Genomic DNA, 15769 nt, shown 5'->3' with positions numbered 1-15769 from the left:
TGGGAATTGATAGCGTAATTAACTTATTTATTTTAATAGGGGTAATAAATGACTTTATATCAGTCTTCACAAGCAAAGGATAACTGCGGTTTTGGTTTAATCGCTCAGCTTGATGGTGTGCAAAGTCACCAATTGATTGATACTGCTATAACCGCATTAACCAGAATGACCCATCGTGGTGCTATAAATGCAGATGGAATAACGGGTGATGGTTGCGGTATATCGATTCAGCTAAGTGATGCTTTTTTCCGGAAAGTTGGTGAGTCTTTAGGTTATACTCTCGGGCCGCATTTTGCTGTTGGTCAGGTATTTCTCAATAGAGATGACTCAATTGCAGCACAAACTAAATCAATTCTAGAAGAAGAACTCGCTAAAGAAACTTTGACTATTTGTGGTTGGCGTAAAGTGCCCATCGATACATCTGTGTGTGGATCTGCGGCAATGAAAACATTGCCTAACATAGAACAAATATTTGTCAGCGCTCCTCCTGGTTGGGGAAAACATGATATTGAGCGAAGACTGTTTATGGCTCGCCGAAGAGCCGCAGATAGAATTAAAGATGATGTTTATTATGTCGTTTCACTGTCAAATATGATGATAGTTTACAAAGGGCTTGTTTTGCCTGAGCTGCTTAACCAATTTTATCCTGATTTAGCTGATCCTGATTTGGCTAGTGCTATTTGTCTTTTTCATCAGCGTTTTTCTACTAATACTGCACCCATTTGGAAGTATGCACAGCCTTTTCGATTTTTAGCGCACAATGGGGAAATTAATACGATTTCGGCTAATAGAAAGTGGGCAAGAGCTCGCCAGAAAAAACTCTATACTCCATTGTTACCTGATTTAGGCAATCTAGAACATTTGGTTAATCAAACAGGCTCCGATTCATCGTCACTGGATAATATGCTTGAAGTATTATTAGCTGGCGGAATGGATATTTTTAGAGCTTTGCGTTTACTTGTCCCACCGGCTTGGGCAAATAGAACCAATATGGAGCCTGGATTAAAAGCTTTTTATGAGTTTAATTCTATGCATACAGAGCCATGGGATGGACCTGCTGGAATCGTTATGTCAAATGGTCAACATATTGCCTGTACTCTTGATCGTAATGGATTAAGACCTGCACGTTATGTGATTACTAAAGACAGAATATTAACGGTTGCCTCTGAAGTAGGGGTGTGGGATTACGATGAAGCTGATGTGGTTGAAAAAGATAGGGTAGGTCCTGGTGAAATGCTTGCAGCTGATATTTCAACAGGTCAAGTGTGGCGAACGAATAAAATTGACGATATGTTAAAAAGCCGACACCCCTATTTAGAATGGTTAAGAGAAAATACAATTCGTTTACGTAGTAAACCCTGGTTGGAAAAACAAGGCGCACAAAGATACATTGAAGGGCATTTAAAAAACCTTCCTACCTTTGTTAAATTATTTGGTGTTTCTGTAGAAGAAAAAGAGCAAATTATACAAGTGATGGCAAACATGAGCCAAGAGGCGACTGGCTCAATGGGAGATGATGCGCCGATAGCTGTGCTGTCACAAAAAGAAAGAAACTTGTTTGACTATTTTAGACAACAGTTTGCGCAGGTAACAAATCCGCCGATAGATCCTTTAAGAGAAAAATCGGTAATGTCATTAGAAACTTGTTTTGGTCGAGAACATAATGTTTTTCAGGAAACTAATGGATTAGCATCTAGAGCAATTATTGGTAAGCCAATATTAAATTATGCCAAGTTAAAGCAGTTAAATGAATTAGACCAAGCGTTTTATCAACAGAGATTATTAACGCTTGTTTATGATGAAACTGATACGCTCGAAAATGCAATTTCTAGCTTATGCGATGAAGCCGTTAATTTAGTGAAAGACGGTTGCGTTATTCTACGTTTGAGTGATCGTGATATTACACCGGGAAAACTGACTATTCATGCTGCGTTAGCGACAGGCGCCGTACATAATCGCCTAATTGATGAAGGTTTAAGATGCGATACTAATATTATTGTAGAAACAGGTACAGCAAGAGATCCTCACCATTTCGCTGTATTAATTGGTGTTGGTGCAACGGCTATTTACCCTTATTTGGCATTACATATTATTAATGATTTACATACTGAGTCTAGACTGGATTTTGATTTAATTTCTGCTCGTCGGAACTATTTTAAAGGTCTTAACAAGGGCTTGTTGAAAATTATGTCAAAAATGGGCATTTCAACAGTGGCTAGTTATCGCGGAGCTCAGTTATTTGAAGCGGTTGGGTTAGATATTAGTATTATCAATAAATGTTTTCCCGGAATGAGCTCTAGAATAGGTGGAGCGACTTTTGAAGATATCCAAAGAGATTCTCAAGTAACAGCAAGAAAAGCTTGGCAAGAGCGAGTTAAAGTTCAGCGAAGTGGGCAACTAAAATACGTACATGGCGGAGAATACCATTGTTATAACCCAGATGTTGTACAGTATTTGCAAACTGCCGTTAACAGTGGAGACTATAAAGATTATTTAGTATATGCAGATAAGGTCAATAACCGTCCTATCGCAACGTTAAGAGATTTAATGAAGCTTAACCTTGCCGACAAACCATTAGATATTCACGAGGTTGAATCAAAAAGTAAAATTATGCGACGCTTTGATTCTGCAGGAATGTCAATTGGTGCATTAAGTCCCGAAGCTCATGAAGCACTAGCTGTTGCAATGAACACAATTGGAGGTCGCTCTAATAGTGGTGAAGGTGGTGAAGATGAAGCGCGTTATGGTACTGATAAAAATTCTAAAATAAAGCAAGTTGCTTCAGGGCGTTTTGGCGTGACGGCTAAGTATTTAGTGAATGCTGAAGTTTTACAAATTAAAGTTGCACAAGGTGCAAAGCCTGGTGAAGGAGGGCAGCTGCCTGGCTCAAAAGTTTCTGTAGAAATTGCTAAACTAAGAAATGCAACACCGGGGATCACTTTGATTTCTCCACCGCCTCATCATGATATTTATTCTATAGAAGATTTAGCACAGTTAATATTTGATTTAAAACAGGTTAATCCCAAAGCCCTTATTTCTGTCAAACTTGTTTCGGGACCGGGGGTTGGAACCATAGCTGCCGGTGTTGCAAAAGCTTATGCTGATATGATTACCATTGCCGGGCATGATGGGGGAACAGGAGCGAGTCCTTTAACTTCTGTTAAATATGCTGGTACACCTTGGGAGATTGGTTTGAGTGAAGCTCATCAAGCTTTGATTGAAAATGGTTTACGTGACCGAATTTGTTTACAAGTTGATGGTGGATTAAAAACCGGGTTAGATGTCATAAAAGGTGCAATTTTAGGCGCTGATAGTTTTGGGTTTGGTACAGGCCCGATGGTTGCTCTTGGTTGTAAATTTTTACGAATATGCCACCTCAATAATTGTGCTACCGGTGTTGCAACACAAAACAAAACTTTACGCTCACAACATTTTTTAGGTTTACCTGAAAGAGTGATTAACTATTTTCAGTTTATTGCTAAAGAAACTCAAGAGTGGTTGGCTAAACTTGGGGTTGCCTCATTAGATGAGTTAATTGGTCGAACCGATCTTTTACAAATTATTAGTGGAAAAACGGCAAAGCAAAACCACCTTGATTTACAAATTATTTTGGACTCTTCAAAACGTCCAGAAAACACTCCTCCACATTATCAGGGACTTCGTAATATGCCTTATGATAAAGGAGTGCTTAATCAAAAATTGTTAGAAGATTTAAAAAGCGCTGAACTGAATGCGGTTGCTTTAAATTTTTCTTATTCAATTAAAAATTACGATCGTTCTGTTGGCGCATCTGTTGCTGGTTATTTAGCACAAAATAATTCTTCTGTGCCGATTCAACTAAATTTAAACTTTAAAGGAATTGCAGGACAAAGTTTTGGTGTCTGGAATACATCAGGAATGAATTTGAATTTGGTGGGTGATGCCAATGATTATGTTGGTAAAGGAATGTCTGGCGGTTCGATTAGTATTTACCCACAAGATAATATTCAATATGTTGCTAGTCGTGGCGCAATCATCGGAAATACTTGTTTGTATGGAGCGAGCGGTGGAGCTTTATATGCGGCAGGCCAAGCTGGAGAAAGATTTGCCGTAAGAAACTCAGGGGCTATAGCTGTGGTGGAAGGGGTTGGTGATCATGGCTGTGAATATATGACTGGTGGTACTGTGGTTGTATTAGGGCCTGTTGGTGAAAATTTTGCGGCAGGTATGACAGGCGGTATTGCCATTGTATTGGATTTACGGGAAACCTTAAATAAACGAACTAATTTTGAACATGTTGAAGTGATGGGGTTATCTGAACCTGAGTGCGATATGTACCAGAGCGAATTGATTGAATTGCTAAATGAACATGTAAAAAATACACAAAGTACTTGGGCAAAAAAGGTTTTACGAAACTTACCACAGTATCTTGATTATTTTATGGTGGTTGTGCCAAAAGCGACAGGTCAGAGTATACCTGAAGAAGTGACATTATTGAGGGTGGTAAAATGAGTCAACAGCAGGGTAAAAATAATAAGCCACAAGATTTGCTCGCATTTTTAAACCAGCAAAGGGGCGAACATAATAAACGTGAAGTAACCGAAAGGGTAATTGATTTTAAAGAAATTTATGTTGCAAAAAAATCTGAAGAGTTAACTGTACAAGCTTCTCGTTGTTTAGATTGCGGCAATCCTTATTGTGAATGGAAATGCCCGCTGCACAATTACATTCCTAATTGGTTAGAGTTAGTTAGAAATGAGCAGTTTTCACAAGCTGCTGAATTAATGCATGAAACTAATCCATTGCCAGAAATTTGTGGGAGAGTTTGTCCGCAAGATCGTTTATGCGAACAGGCTTGCACTCTAAACACTGGCTTTGGTGCTGTAACAATCGGGGAAATAGAGAAGAATATTTCTGATCGAGCGATTGCCAATAAATGGCGACCAAATCTTTCTAATATTAAACAAACGGATAAAACTGTCGCTATCATCGGGGCGGGGCCTGCTGGTTTAGGGTGTGCTGAACTACTCGCAAGAAATGGAGTAAAGCCGATTGTTTATGATAAGTACCCTGAAATAGGTGGGTTACTCACATTTGGTATTCCTGGTTTTAAATTGGAAAAGAGTATAGTGCAAAAGCGCCGAGAGTTTTTACAGGATATTGGCGTTGAGTTTCGTTTGAATACCGAAGTAGGCAAACAAATATCTATTGAACAAATACAACAGGAGCATGATGCTATATTTTTAGCGATGGGATGTTATACCAGTGTGACTGGTAATTTGCCTGGGGCTGATTCTGTTGGGGTTATTAAAGCATTAGATTTTCTGATTGCTAATGTCAATCAACAACAAGATTATCAAATGAAGGGATATCCCTACCAAAGTATGCAAGGTAAAAAAGTTGTTGTTTTAGGTGGCGGAGATACAGCGATGGACTGTGTTCGTTCAGCACAAAGACAGCAAGCAGAAAAAGTCACTTGTGTTTATCGTCGAGATCGAGACTCTATGCCTGGTTCACCTCAAGAAGTTAAAAATGCCATTGAAGAAGGTGTTGAATTTTTATTTAATCGACAACCTTTATCGATTGAAAATCAACAAGGAAAGGTGTCTGGTGTATCGCTGGCTGAAACGAGTATTCACGAAACCGTTGGTAGTAATAGGAAAACGTTTGTTATTGATGAAGAAGCACAACACTTACTAGAGGCCGATATAGTGATATTGGCATTTGGTTTTAAAGCCAGTCCTGCTGATTGGTTTACTCAAGCTGGTATTACGCAAAAGGAAAATGGATTGGTTATTACTCAAACTAGTGACGATTTTGATTTACCTTACTCTCAACAGACCGAATCTAAAGGAATATTTGCTGGTGGTGATATGGTTAGAGGCGCTGATTTGGTGGTCACTGCTATTGCTGAAGGTAGACAAGCGGCTAAGGAAATTTTGGATTTTCTTGAGGTATAAATTGTACTAGTGTAAGTGCTTATATTAGGGGTATTTTTAGCTTCGGTTAAGTCAGATATTCAACTGACTATTATTTGATTTTTATGAAAAAAATATCAGTAAAGGAATATTGACAGTTTAAAAATAGACACTCAATTTTCTTGAGTGTCTATGACTCATTCCGTTTTAATTAGAATGACTTAGTGTATGATAATTGAATGGTTCGGCCGATTATACTGTGTATCGTATAATTATAACCTTCACGAACATCAGTATTAACAGGAGGTAGTTTATCTGTAACATTAGTTGATACTAACCTTACTGTACCATAGTCATCAAAGTCGTATGAAACACCAACATCAACCGTTGTAATGGCTGGGTAGTCTAACCACTCTTCACCGTTCGCTTCTTCTTCAGGTGTTTCTCCTAAGAAAGAATCAACATAACGAACATTTAAAAAGGCTTTCCAAGCACCATTTGTATAACTATTTTTTAACAACGCTCTTTTTTCTGGTCGACTATAATAACCAACATAGTCATATTCAGGATCAAGCGAAGTTGTTTGGAAGTTATATTCAGTGACAAAAGTTGTTTCAAGTACCGTTGTTAATGTTCCGGCATCACCAAAGTCAAAATTAGATGTTACTGAGAAATCAATTCCCGTCGTATCTAAACCAAGGTAGTTAGTTACCGTTGAACCAATTTCAGTAATTTCTTCACGCCAGTCATTGGTTGATAAATCACGATTTACGTATAGACCAGTATAGTTATCTAAATTACCTAAATATTCTTCATCCAAAATAGTCTGAGCAGTAATTGAAGTGATTTGATTGGTAATTTCAATGTTCCAATAGTCTAATGTAAAACTGAGATCGTTGGTGGCATTGAATGCAATGCCCGCTGATATTTGTTCTGACTCTTCGGGTAGTAAGTCAGGATTAGCGAAATTACGAACAGCTTGATTAACTGGTTTACAAAACTCAGAATCTGCGCGTTCATCTACAGGAACAGGGTTACAATATTTGGGATCTGTAAACCATTGGTAACCAACACTCTCATCGCCTGTTGTTTCGGTTAAATCACCTACGCGGAATCCTTGGCTGAAAGATGCACGTACAACAAATTTATCTGTTGGTTCATACCTGACGGAAGCACTACTTGAAGCCTGACCTTGATCTGGCAAGCTATAAGAGTCGTAACGAGTAGCTGTTGTTACCGTTAAGTTTTCTAGTACGGGAAGCTCAACTTCAATATAAGCTGCTTTATAGTTCCTATTGCCAATAGTATCACCACCATAAGCACCTAATACATTGCCAGTGTTAGATTGAGCATCCTGTTTGTCTGAAGTACTAAGTTCTCGATATTCTGCTCCCACTGCGTATCCGATGTCTCCACCTGGTAATTCTATTGTTGAAAGGCCTGCCCAGTTAATATTCACACCTTTAGAAATACTTGAGCCTACTCGATGTTGTGTATGACGGAAAGTATCTAGCACTTCTTGTGTTGCTAATGGACCACCTGCAGGGGCTAAAGGATTATATAAGCCAGCATCGACGGCTTCTTGAAATTTATCTCTGAAGTAATAGTAGTTAGATTCTTGAGTGAAAGAATCTTCACTATGAGATAAATTGACATTAAGCGTACCGGCATCTGTTTCCCAGTCGACACCTGCATTAATGTCTAATAATTGGCTTTTGAAGGTAAACTCTCTTGGAACTGAGCCTTCCATATAATGAGTGTAAGAGACATCTACGGCACCAGGGGTTCCAAATGTTGGATTATTCGGATTATCTGCTGTCATAATACCCCATGCCCACATAGGCGTAGATGAGGTAAATGTATTATCTTGTGTGTACATGATGGTATTATAGAAACTAATATCATTACTTATCTGATAGTTGAAACTGGTAAATACAGAGGTTTTATCTAACTCAGGCAAGTAATATTTGCCATCCATTACATCATAGCCGCATGTTTGTCCCCATTCGGTATCTTGAATATTTTCTTGAGGACAAAGTGAGCTAGGACGATCTACAAAATCATCACGCTGATAGTAACTACCCCAAGGCGAGTAGCGTCCACTCCAGCGTTTAGGGTTATGTTCAGCATCAAGGTGAGGGCGTTCACCTCCTTTAAGGCTACCATTACGTTGATGTTCTAAAACAACTAATAAAGAGCTTTTGTTGTTGCTAGAACCGAAGGTTAAAGAGCCTCCTGTTTGTTCTGCTCCGCCTTGAGTTGCACGAGATGCATTTAAAGAAATTTGCATACCATCATAATCATCTTTAGTAATGATATTAATTACACCGCCCATCGCGTCAGAGCCGTAAATAGATGAAGCACCATCTCTTAAAATATCAATACGTTCGACCACTTCGATTGGTATCATATTTAGGTTAACGGTAGAGCCTGCAAGTGAAGATGTACCTGCTACTCGTCGACCATTAACTAAAGTTAAGGTTCTGTTTGATCCTAACCCACGTAGGTTTGAAGCAGAAAAATTGCCTGCCGAATTGTTAGAGTGGGCTAATGAGGTGCCATTGGTGTTGAAGATACTTTGTGCGAGCACGCTTGCGATATCATTAAGACCAGAGTTTAAAATGTCTTCTTTTGTAATGATTGTTACTGGTTTTGATGACTCAAGATCTGTGCGCAGTATGCGTGAACCAGTAATTTGTATCTTGTTTTCCTTAACATTTTCTTCTTCAACATCGCTTTCAGCAGCATATGAAGTTAAAGCTGAGAGCGAAAAAGTTGATGCAATAGCTAGGCTTAATAGCGATTTGTTTAAATTAAGATTATGTTTTTGTTTCATTAAAAACCCCATTATTTATTGATAATTATATCTAACAACATCTGAAAAAAGCTTTTCATAGTCATTAACAACACAGGACATTTTTAGTCTATTGAGCTAAGTGTTAAGTACATATGCCCTATAAGGCTATTGTAAACAAAAATATGTCAATGTACACAAAAATATTTATAAAGTGTGCAAAATAAATATAATGTGTGTTTTTAATTGAAAATGGTTCTATAAATAGAGAGATTTAAGTTGGGCTTGATTTTGAGTCTGAAGGGCTACTAGTTGGAATGACTAAAACTATAGCGATTATTTTTTACAGTGACATTTGGAGGGGTTTTATGTGTTTCAAACCATTGATAACCCTCTTGTAAATTTAACCAGAAGTTATACCAGCGATGCTTTTTATATCGAGCTAAATTTTCTTCAGTTAATTTGAAGGGAAAAGCATGCACTCGAAAGTAGGGTTGACCACTTGCTAAGGCTACATTGGCAAGTGTATAAATTTCTTCTATGAGCTTATCTGTCATTGCATAACAACCAATAGAAACACAGTTACCGTGAACCATTAAAGCACTACCTGTTCTTTGTAATTGCCTTTCATATTGATTGGGGTAGCCTAAATTGAATGATAAATGAAAACGGCTCCAAGGATTTAATTGATTGGGTTTGACAAAGTAGAAACCTTCAGGGCTTTGTCTATCGCCTTCTTTTTCTTTAGGTCCTAACTTGCCCGAAAAAGTGCAAATTGGGTAGCGTTTAAAAAGCTTATAACTTTGTTCGTTAGATTGTATCCATAACTCTAATTCAGAAGATTGTTTAAATATTCGAATAAAAATTGGTGAGCCTAACTTTAGTCCAAGTTTATTGAGCTCTCTTTTTAGATGTGGTGTTACTGAATCAATCGCTTTTTGAGCACGTTGACTCGTGGGTACTGAAACTGATGGAAGAGCGTTTGTCATTGAAGTTGAAAGTAAATAAGCCGCAATAATAGTGGTTACTTGTATGAATATATAAGCCGTCTTGTGCATCAAAGTACTTTGCAACTTAACTTTATGGCGTTTTAAAAATAAAGTCTTAAAACAGTTTCCGCAACACAAGCTAACCTTTTGCTATTTTCAACTTCGATACTCACTTCATGAATTAATTCAATACTTTTTCTCATTGGCGTTAAACCAACGAGCTTACTTCTTGCTCTAACGCGAGAGCCTGATTTGACGGGAAAAGGAAAACGAACTTGATTAAGCCCATAATTAACCGCCATTTTTGCTTCTGGGTAAGGGTTATTTTTATCATCTACAGAGTCTGTTAACATTGGAAGAAGGGCAAGCGTTAAAAAACCATGGGCAATGGTTGTTTTAAATGGAGATTCTTGAGCTGCTCGTTCTGGATCGGTGTGTATCCATTGTTGATCGCCTGTGACATTAGCAAATTGGTTAATACAGTTTTGATCGACTAAAAACCACTCACCAACAAAAGTTTCTTCGCCTAGCTGATTTTCCAGCTTACGGTACATATCGGCTGCTTTTGGTAATAGGACCAGTGGATCAGTTGAGTCGGATGAGTCTTCGTGATTAAAACGAGACATCCATGGATTATTCAATGTATTAGCAATTGTTTTAGATAATAACTCAGAGAGGCTTTTGAATTGAGGCTCTATTCTTGCCCTAAATTCAGCGTTATTTTGTTGAAATCGTTGTTTCTTTTCTTTAATGAACTCAACTACATTCATTTTCATTGCTCCATTAATGATTTTTCTACTACTAGCCATCCATTACGTTGGTAGAACATGTTTAGAACTTACATTTCTGATACTGTGCTACGTACTATTATACATTAATTTAATAGGGTAGTACCAAGTAACTCTATAATGCTGTTGATGTACTTTTAAGTATATGATTTTTATATAAAAACTTAATTAAAATAGTTTATACTAAGCTTGGTATTTATAGTAGAGTTTGAATATTTCTAATTAATGACAGGAAACAGATGTTAATTGCCGTTATTGTTATTTTAGTATTGTTGCTAATATTTGGTCCGCAACTGTGGGTGAAATATATTTTGGCTAAGTATAATAAACCGCTTTCAAAAATGCCTGGTACAGGAGGCGAGTTAGCTCGGCACTTATTAGATAGTTATCAACTAGAGTCTGTTTTAATTGAGCAAACGCAAGATGGTAATGACCACTATGATCCGGAAAGTAATAAAGTCAGGTTAAGTCCACAGTATTTTTCTGGTAAATCATTAACATCTGTGGCTGTTGCTGCACATGAGGTAGGCCATGCTATACAGTTTAACCGTAACGAGCCGGTTAGCTTGCTTAGAAAGCGATATTTAGGGAGCGCCCATAAACTACAAAAAATGGGGGTCTATTGCTTAATGGCTTTACCACTTATTGGGGCTGTTATTCGAATTCCACATGCTGTTGGCCTAATGGCAATTATTGGTGTATTAACCATGTTATCGTCAGTGTTTATTTATGCGGCTATTTTACCAGAAGAGTGGGATGCTAGTTTTAATAAAGCTTTACCTATTCTCGATAAAGGAAATTATATTCCTAAACAATATTTACCTGCTATACGTCAAATACTTAAAGCTTGTGCGCTCACTTATGTTGCAGCAGCATTAGCCGATATTCTTAAGTTGTGGCGCTGGCTGGCATTATTAAAAATGTTGCGTTAAGGCGTATCAACTTGCGCAATATACTGCAAAGTTTAATAGGACAAAGCCACTGATGATGATAAAAAGTTTGTTCAGGTTAATTATTTTAACATTATTACTATTTTGTTTATTTTCTTGTGGTTCAGTTCCCTTAAGTTCAATGATGAAATTAGCTTCAATTAATGAAACAGGCTTAACACACATTAAAGCTTCTGAAGTACGAGCTAGAATAACACTCAATAGCCCCGCAGAATTACAAACACGCAATGTCAAATTAGTGCTCAAGTTCAGATTTAATGGAGAAGGAGAGCAGGCCTATTATTTTGAACTCATTCTTTTAAGTAAAAAAAGCTTCAAAGAAAAAACTAATTGGTTTTCTAAAAGTATCATTAGAAACCAATTTGAGTTCAAATTAAGTGACGCGTCAATAAGCGAATTTAAAAAATACCAGAGGGAGTTTTTGAAGTATGGCAAACCCAAAAAATACCACTGGACGGTTTATTATTATTTAAAAAAGCAACCGCCTACAGATGAAAAAATTAATTTGGATTTAGAACTTAAATTGTCACAGTTAGAAGACTTCTTCTACTTATTGAAAAATGCATCGGTTGATGTAAATGAAAGCAAATAGTAATTTATCATTTTATTTGTAATGAGAGTAATTTAAAGGGAAATTTTATTGTTAAAAAAACACCTGCCATTTAAATAATATATTAATGACAGGCGCTTATTTGTTCTTAGTCTATCATCGATAAATATCTTTTCTTCAATACATCGAGCATTAGAAAGTTGCAGCTTCCCGGTGAAACTCTTTCTTCAATACTTTGCTGAGCTGTACGAGAACTTAACTCATCATAACGTTCAGCAACCTGCTGATAGGCATCTCGAAATGGAATGCCTTTAGCACTCAGTTCAACGGCAAAGTCAGTGGCATACATTGGTGTATCAATTGCCTCAATTAACTTCTCTTGATTAAACTGAGTACCAGCAACAACACGAGGAAAAAGATGCAAAGTTTGCAAAGCTTTATTAACTGCCCGTAAAAGTGGTCCTTTGGTTAACTGAAGATCTCTTTGATAACCTGAGGGTAATGATAAAATAGATTGTAGCTCTATAACCGCTGCTTGTACTGTTGCATAACTAGCCCGCATTAATTCAATGAGATCGGGGTTACGTTTATTGGGCATTATCGAGCTACCCGTTGTCATTTCATCGGGTAGTTTGACCAGATCAAATTCTTGAGTGGTAAATAATGAAACATCCCAGCAATAACGCCTAATATCTAAAAGACATTGAGATAAAGTCGACAAAACCGCTAACTCATATTTACCTCGACTATTTTGGGTGTAAATAGGGTTTATTTGCATTCGAGAGAAAGCTAACTCTTGAGTGGTTAACTCTCTATTTAATGGCAAATTAACGCCATAACCAGCTGCTGTTCCGAGTGGATTTGAATCGATGAGCTTTAAGGTTGAATTTAAACTGAACAAGTTATCAATCATTGCTTCAGCGAATCCTGCAAACCACATTCCTGCAGATGATGGAACGGCTCTTTGCATATGAGTGTAACCGGGCATTGGTACTGATTCAGTTTTTTCTGCTTGAAATAAACACGCTTCCACTGATGCTTTAACATGCTCGATAGCTTGAGATAAAGCATGTTTTAAATATAATCTGGTTGCCACTAGTACTTGATCATTTCTGGAACGTCCAGTATGTACTTTTTTGCCGAGTTCACCGAGCTTTTCAACCAGGTAAAATTCAATAGCAGAATGACCGTCTTCAAATTGATTAGAAAGTATAAAAGTGCCTTCTTCAATTTCTTGTTGTAATGTATTGAGTTGTTTGAGAAGCTGCTGAGTTTCATCGGTATCGAGGATTTTAATAGAACTCAGACCATTAACATGCGCTTTACTCGCTTGAATATCAAAATGAATCAACTCTTGGTCGAGTATAATATCTTCTCCAGCCATAAAATCCATAATCGTTTGATCGATTGTTTCTTGTGTGTTTTTTTGCCAAATAGGGGCTGCCATTAGGTTGTCTCCAGAAATTAAATAATTTTATCAATACTAACGAGTTAACTTGTTAAGCCTATGGTTGGTTCAATACCTAGTGCCAGGTTAATGTTTTGAATCGCTTGACTCGCTGCACCTTTTAGTAAATTATCAATACAACTAATAATCGTTGCACGTTTACCATCTTTGCTGACTGTTAAGCCGCCAATGACGCAATGTGGTGTTTTAACAACCTGCTGAAGGGTTGGTATTGCTTCTTGACAGATGACTAAATCATTCATTGCATAAAAGTCATTGAATCGATTAAAAATAGATGCTTGAGTTTGTGGTTGGCTAAATTCAATTTGAATTGTCATATTGATGCCTCGAAAAAACTCTGCAACATGTGGAGAAAAGCTAATAGGGTAATCTAATTTTTCACTGACTTCTTTTTCGTGTAAGTGTTCAACTAGTTTATAACCAATTAAGTTATGTTTTAAATTATCGAGATTATTATTAGGGGTTGGAGTTGTGCCTGCTCCACTATAGCCAGAAACACCAAAACAATGAGCGTAACCTTTTAGTAAATCTTTGATTGGTGCTATCGCAAGTTGCATTGCGGTTGCATAACAGCCAGGGTTACTTATTTTTATTGGTTTATTTAATTGATAGTTTCCCTGCTTGATATTATTTAACTCTGGTATCGAGTAGAGCCAGTTTTTATCAAAACGATAATCAGCAGATAAATCAATGATAATTTGAGTGCTTTTATTTTTTTCTAAAGCATCAACATAAGGGCTGGCAAATCCATTGGGCAATGCTAATACAATTATATCAGTATTTTTTGCTGCAACTTGCTCAGGACTTAAGTTCTCTATTAATATAGATGATGAATTTTCGACTAAATTATTAAGTGGCTGACCTGTCAGTTTTCTAGAGCTGACCCAAGCTATCTCTAATTTTGGATGCTGGTTAACCAAAGCTAATAACTCTTTGCCTACATAACCTCGTACACCGATAATACCTAAGGTATAAGTTGATTGATTATTATTCATTGTTTGACTCACTCAATTTAAACTTGTAGGTTTAGCTAGTGCCGCATCAACACAAGCATTAATTTCAGAAAAACTTTCTAGACCTATCCAAAAAACGGTCCAGCTATCTTTTTTAAAACAGCCGTCAGAGTGTTTAAAATAAAAGTTATTAATCTTATTTTCAGTGCGGGAGCGCCAAAATAGTTTTGGGTTGTCTGAGGTCATGGTTGCCCAAAGTGTTTTACCTAAGCCTTCTCCTTTTGCTTCTTCTGCAACAACAAATTTATCTAAGTAGGGAATGCCACTTTCTTTTGTGACTATCGCTGCGGCTCGATAACAGTATGTTGTATAAGCTTTATATAATGAGAGTGTTTCGAAATAATTATCATCTAAAGTTTTTTTGAAGCTATTTTCCAAAATGCTTTTTATTTTTGACGTTTTTATTGTTTCAATATCACTATGTTGCATTATGGACTCACCTTTTCTAATTAATGTGCCTGAACCTTTATGAGTAAATAACTCTTTTGCTAGGTGAGAAGGTTTTGTGATTGATACTGATGCCGTCGCCGGTAGTTGACTTAAAATTTCTGCGACCTGTTTTATTTTTAACTTCATTCCTCCGTGTAACCAATCTTGACTCATCAAGTGATTATAATCGGTTATTAAGTTAACGGATGAAATGATTTTATTATTTTGATCGAGTAAGCCACCTGTTTCTGTTAAAAAAATAATTTTAAATGGTTTTAGAGCTATGGCAAGCTGGTTAGTTGCGACATCGGCATTAATGTTTAAGCTCTGGCCCGAATCGGTTTCTGCCAAAGATGATAGTATTGGTATTGCACCATTATCTAATGCTAATTGTATTGGCTCTAAGTCTATGCTATTGACTTCACCGACTAAGCCTAGCTGTTCATTAGATGTTACTTTAGCTGTAAATACGCCACTGGTAATAGAAGCTGTTTTTACTCCCATATTTTGCAATCTATTGGCTAATTTTAAATTCTGTTGTATAAAGGTTTTTTTTGCGATGGTTAATACTTTTTCTGTCGTCACTCTTTGACCATCGATAAACTCACTTTGTATACCTGCTTTTTTTAAATTGATATTTAATTGCGGGCCCGCGCCATGAACAACAATTGGAAATAAACCTATTTGTTCTAAAAAAGCCAGAGATGAACAAAGGTTTTCCAAGTCTTTGTCGAGTATTGCTCCGCCAACTTTTATGACTGCAAATTGAGATTGTCCTGCGTTAACAAAACGATTTAAATATTGATCAATTTCTTTGGGGTTAGCCAAGTTTGAGAGTAATTGAATAATAGTATCTTTAATTTTAGGATGATTATTTTGCATGATATTGTC

General features: G+C 37.0%; 10 protein-coding genes. 4 read left to right on the top strand and 6 right to left on the bottom strand.

The window, feature by feature from the left end; genetic code table 11:
* The first annotated feature begins 48 nt into the window (after nt 1-48).
* A complete protein-coding gene (gene gltB / locus ACT5E3_RS15085; RefSeq protein WP_444994371.1) occupies nt 49-4491 on the top strand; it encodes a glutamate synthase large subunit in 4443 nt (1480 codons plus the stop codon).
* Entirely contained in the window at nt 4488-5939 is a 1452-nt protein-coding gene (locus ACT5E3_RS15080; RefSeq protein WP_444994370.1) for an FAD-dependent oxidoreductase, read from the top strand. Before gltB ends, ACT5E3_RS15080 begins: the two co-directional genes overlap by 4 nt.
* Nucleotides 5940-6108: 169 nt before the next feature.
* On the opposite strand, the gene ACT5E3_RS15075 is transcribed toward ACT5E3_RS15080, so the two are convergent.
* From ACT5E3_RS15075 to ACT5E3_RS15065, 3 genes are all read right to left on the bottom strand, one after another.
* Nucleotides 6109-8733, bottom strand: coding sequence for a TonB-dependent receptor (locus ACT5E3_RS15075; protein ID WP_444994369.1), 2625 nt, complete (start codon nt 8731-8733; stop codon nt 6109-6111).
* A 266-nt stretch (nt 8734-8999) separates the two neighbouring features.
* Nucleotides 9000-9749: a L,D-transpeptidase family protein gene (locus ACT5E3_RS15070; protein WP_444994368.1), complete on the bottom strand. Its 750-nt coding sequence runs from the start codon at nt 9747-9749 to the stop codon at nt 9000-9002.
* A gap of 32 nt (nt 9750-9781) precedes the next feature.
* Nucleotides 9782-10450 carry a MaoC family dehydratase gene (locus tag ACT5E3_RS15065; RefSeq protein WP_444994367.1) on the bottom strand — a complete coding sequence of 223 codons (669 nt, stop codon included), beginning with the start codon at nt 10448-10450 and terminating at the stop codon, nt 9782-9784.
* A gap of 257 nt (nt 10451-10707) precedes the next feature.
* On the opposite strand from ACT5E3_RS15065, the gene ACT5E3_RS15060 reads away from it, so the two are divergent.
* Together ACT5E3_RS15060 and ACT5E3_RS15055 are read left to right on the top strand one after the other, a co-directional pair.
* Nucleotides 10708-11400, top strand: coding sequence for a zinc metallopeptidase (locus ACT5E3_RS15060; RefSeq protein WP_444994366.1), 693 nt, complete (start codon nt 10708-10710; stop codon nt 11398-11400).
* Nucleotides 11401-11452: 52 nt separating this feature from the next.
* Nucleotides 11453-12010 (top strand): hypothetical protein, encoded by a 558-nt coding sequence (locus tag ACT5E3_RS15055; RefSeq protein WP_444994365.1) that lies wholly within the window; start codon nt 11453-11455, stop codon nt 12008-12010.
* Between the two features lie 106 nt (nt 12011-12116).
* Here ACT5E3_RS15055 and argH read toward each other — a convergent pair whose 3' ends face one another.
* The 3 genes from argH to ACT5E3_RS15040 are packed head-to-tail and all read right to left on the bottom strand — an operon-like array spanning nt 12117 to nt 15760.
* Nucleotides 12117-13415 carry an argininosuccinate lyase gene (gene argH, locus ACT5E3_RS15050; protein WP_444994364.1) on the bottom strand — a complete coding sequence of 433 codons (1299 nt, stop codon included), beginning with the start codon at nt 13413-13415 and terminating at the stop codon, nt 12117-12119.
* Between the two features lie 44 nt (nt 13416-13459).
* A complete protein-coding gene (argC, locus tag ACT5E3_RS15045) occupies nt 13460-14431 on the bottom strand; it encodes an N-acetyl-gamma-glutamyl-phosphate reductase (RefSeq protein WP_444994363.1) in 972 nt (323 codons plus the stop codon).
* Between the two features lie 12 nt (nt 14432-14443).
* Nucleotides 14444-15760, bottom strand: a complete 1317-nt coding sequence (locus ACT5E3_RS15040; RefSeq protein ID WP_444994362.1) for an acetylglutamate kinase — start codon at nt 15758-15760, stop codon at nt 14444-14446.
* Between the last annotated feature and the right edge of the window lie 9 nt (nt 15761-15769).

This window comes from Aliikangiella litoralis, from assembly GCF_052495765.1.
Note: the sequence above shows the minus strand (reverse complement) of the source record. Positions and strands in the feature narration are given on the sequence as shown.

Coding starts and splice junctions, on each gene's coding strand:
- argC (WP_444994363.1), bottom strand. CDS start 14,431: ATGAATAATAATCAATCAACTTATACCTTAGGTATTATCGGTGTACGA.
- ACT5E3_RS15040 (WP_444994362.1), bottom strand. CDS start 15,760: ATGCAAAATAATCATCCTAAAATTAAAGATACTATTATTCAATTACTC.
- argH (WP_444994364.1), bottom strand. CDS start 13,415: ATGGCAGCCCCTATTTGGCAAAAAAACACACAAGAAACAATCGATCAA.
- ACT5E3_RS15075 (WP_444994369.1), bottom strand. CDS start 8,733: ATGAAACAAAAACATAATCTTAATTTAAACAAATCGCTATTAAGCCTA.
- ACT5E3_RS15080 (WP_444994370.1), top strand. CDS start 4,488: ATGAGTCAACAGCAGGGTAAAAATAATAAGCCACAAGATTTGCTCGCA.
- gltB (WP_444994371.1), top strand. CDS start 49: ATGACTTTATATCAGTCTTCACAAGCAAAGGATAACTGCGGTTTTGGT.
- ACT5E3_RS15055 (WP_444994365.1), top strand. CDS start 11,453: ATGATGATAAAAAGTTTGTTCAGGTTAATTATTTTAACATTATTACTA.
- ACT5E3_RS15060 (WP_444994366.1), top strand. CDS start 10,708: ATGTTAATTGCCGTTATTGTTATTTTAGTATTGTTGCTAATATTTGGT.
- ACT5E3_RS15070 (WP_444994368.1), bottom strand. CDS start 9,749: ATGCACAAGACGGCTTATATATTCATACAAGTAACCACTATTATTGCG.
- ACT5E3_RS15065 (WP_444994367.1), bottom strand. CDS start 10,450: ATGAATGTAGTTGAGTTCATTAAAGAAAAGAAACAACGATTTCAACAA.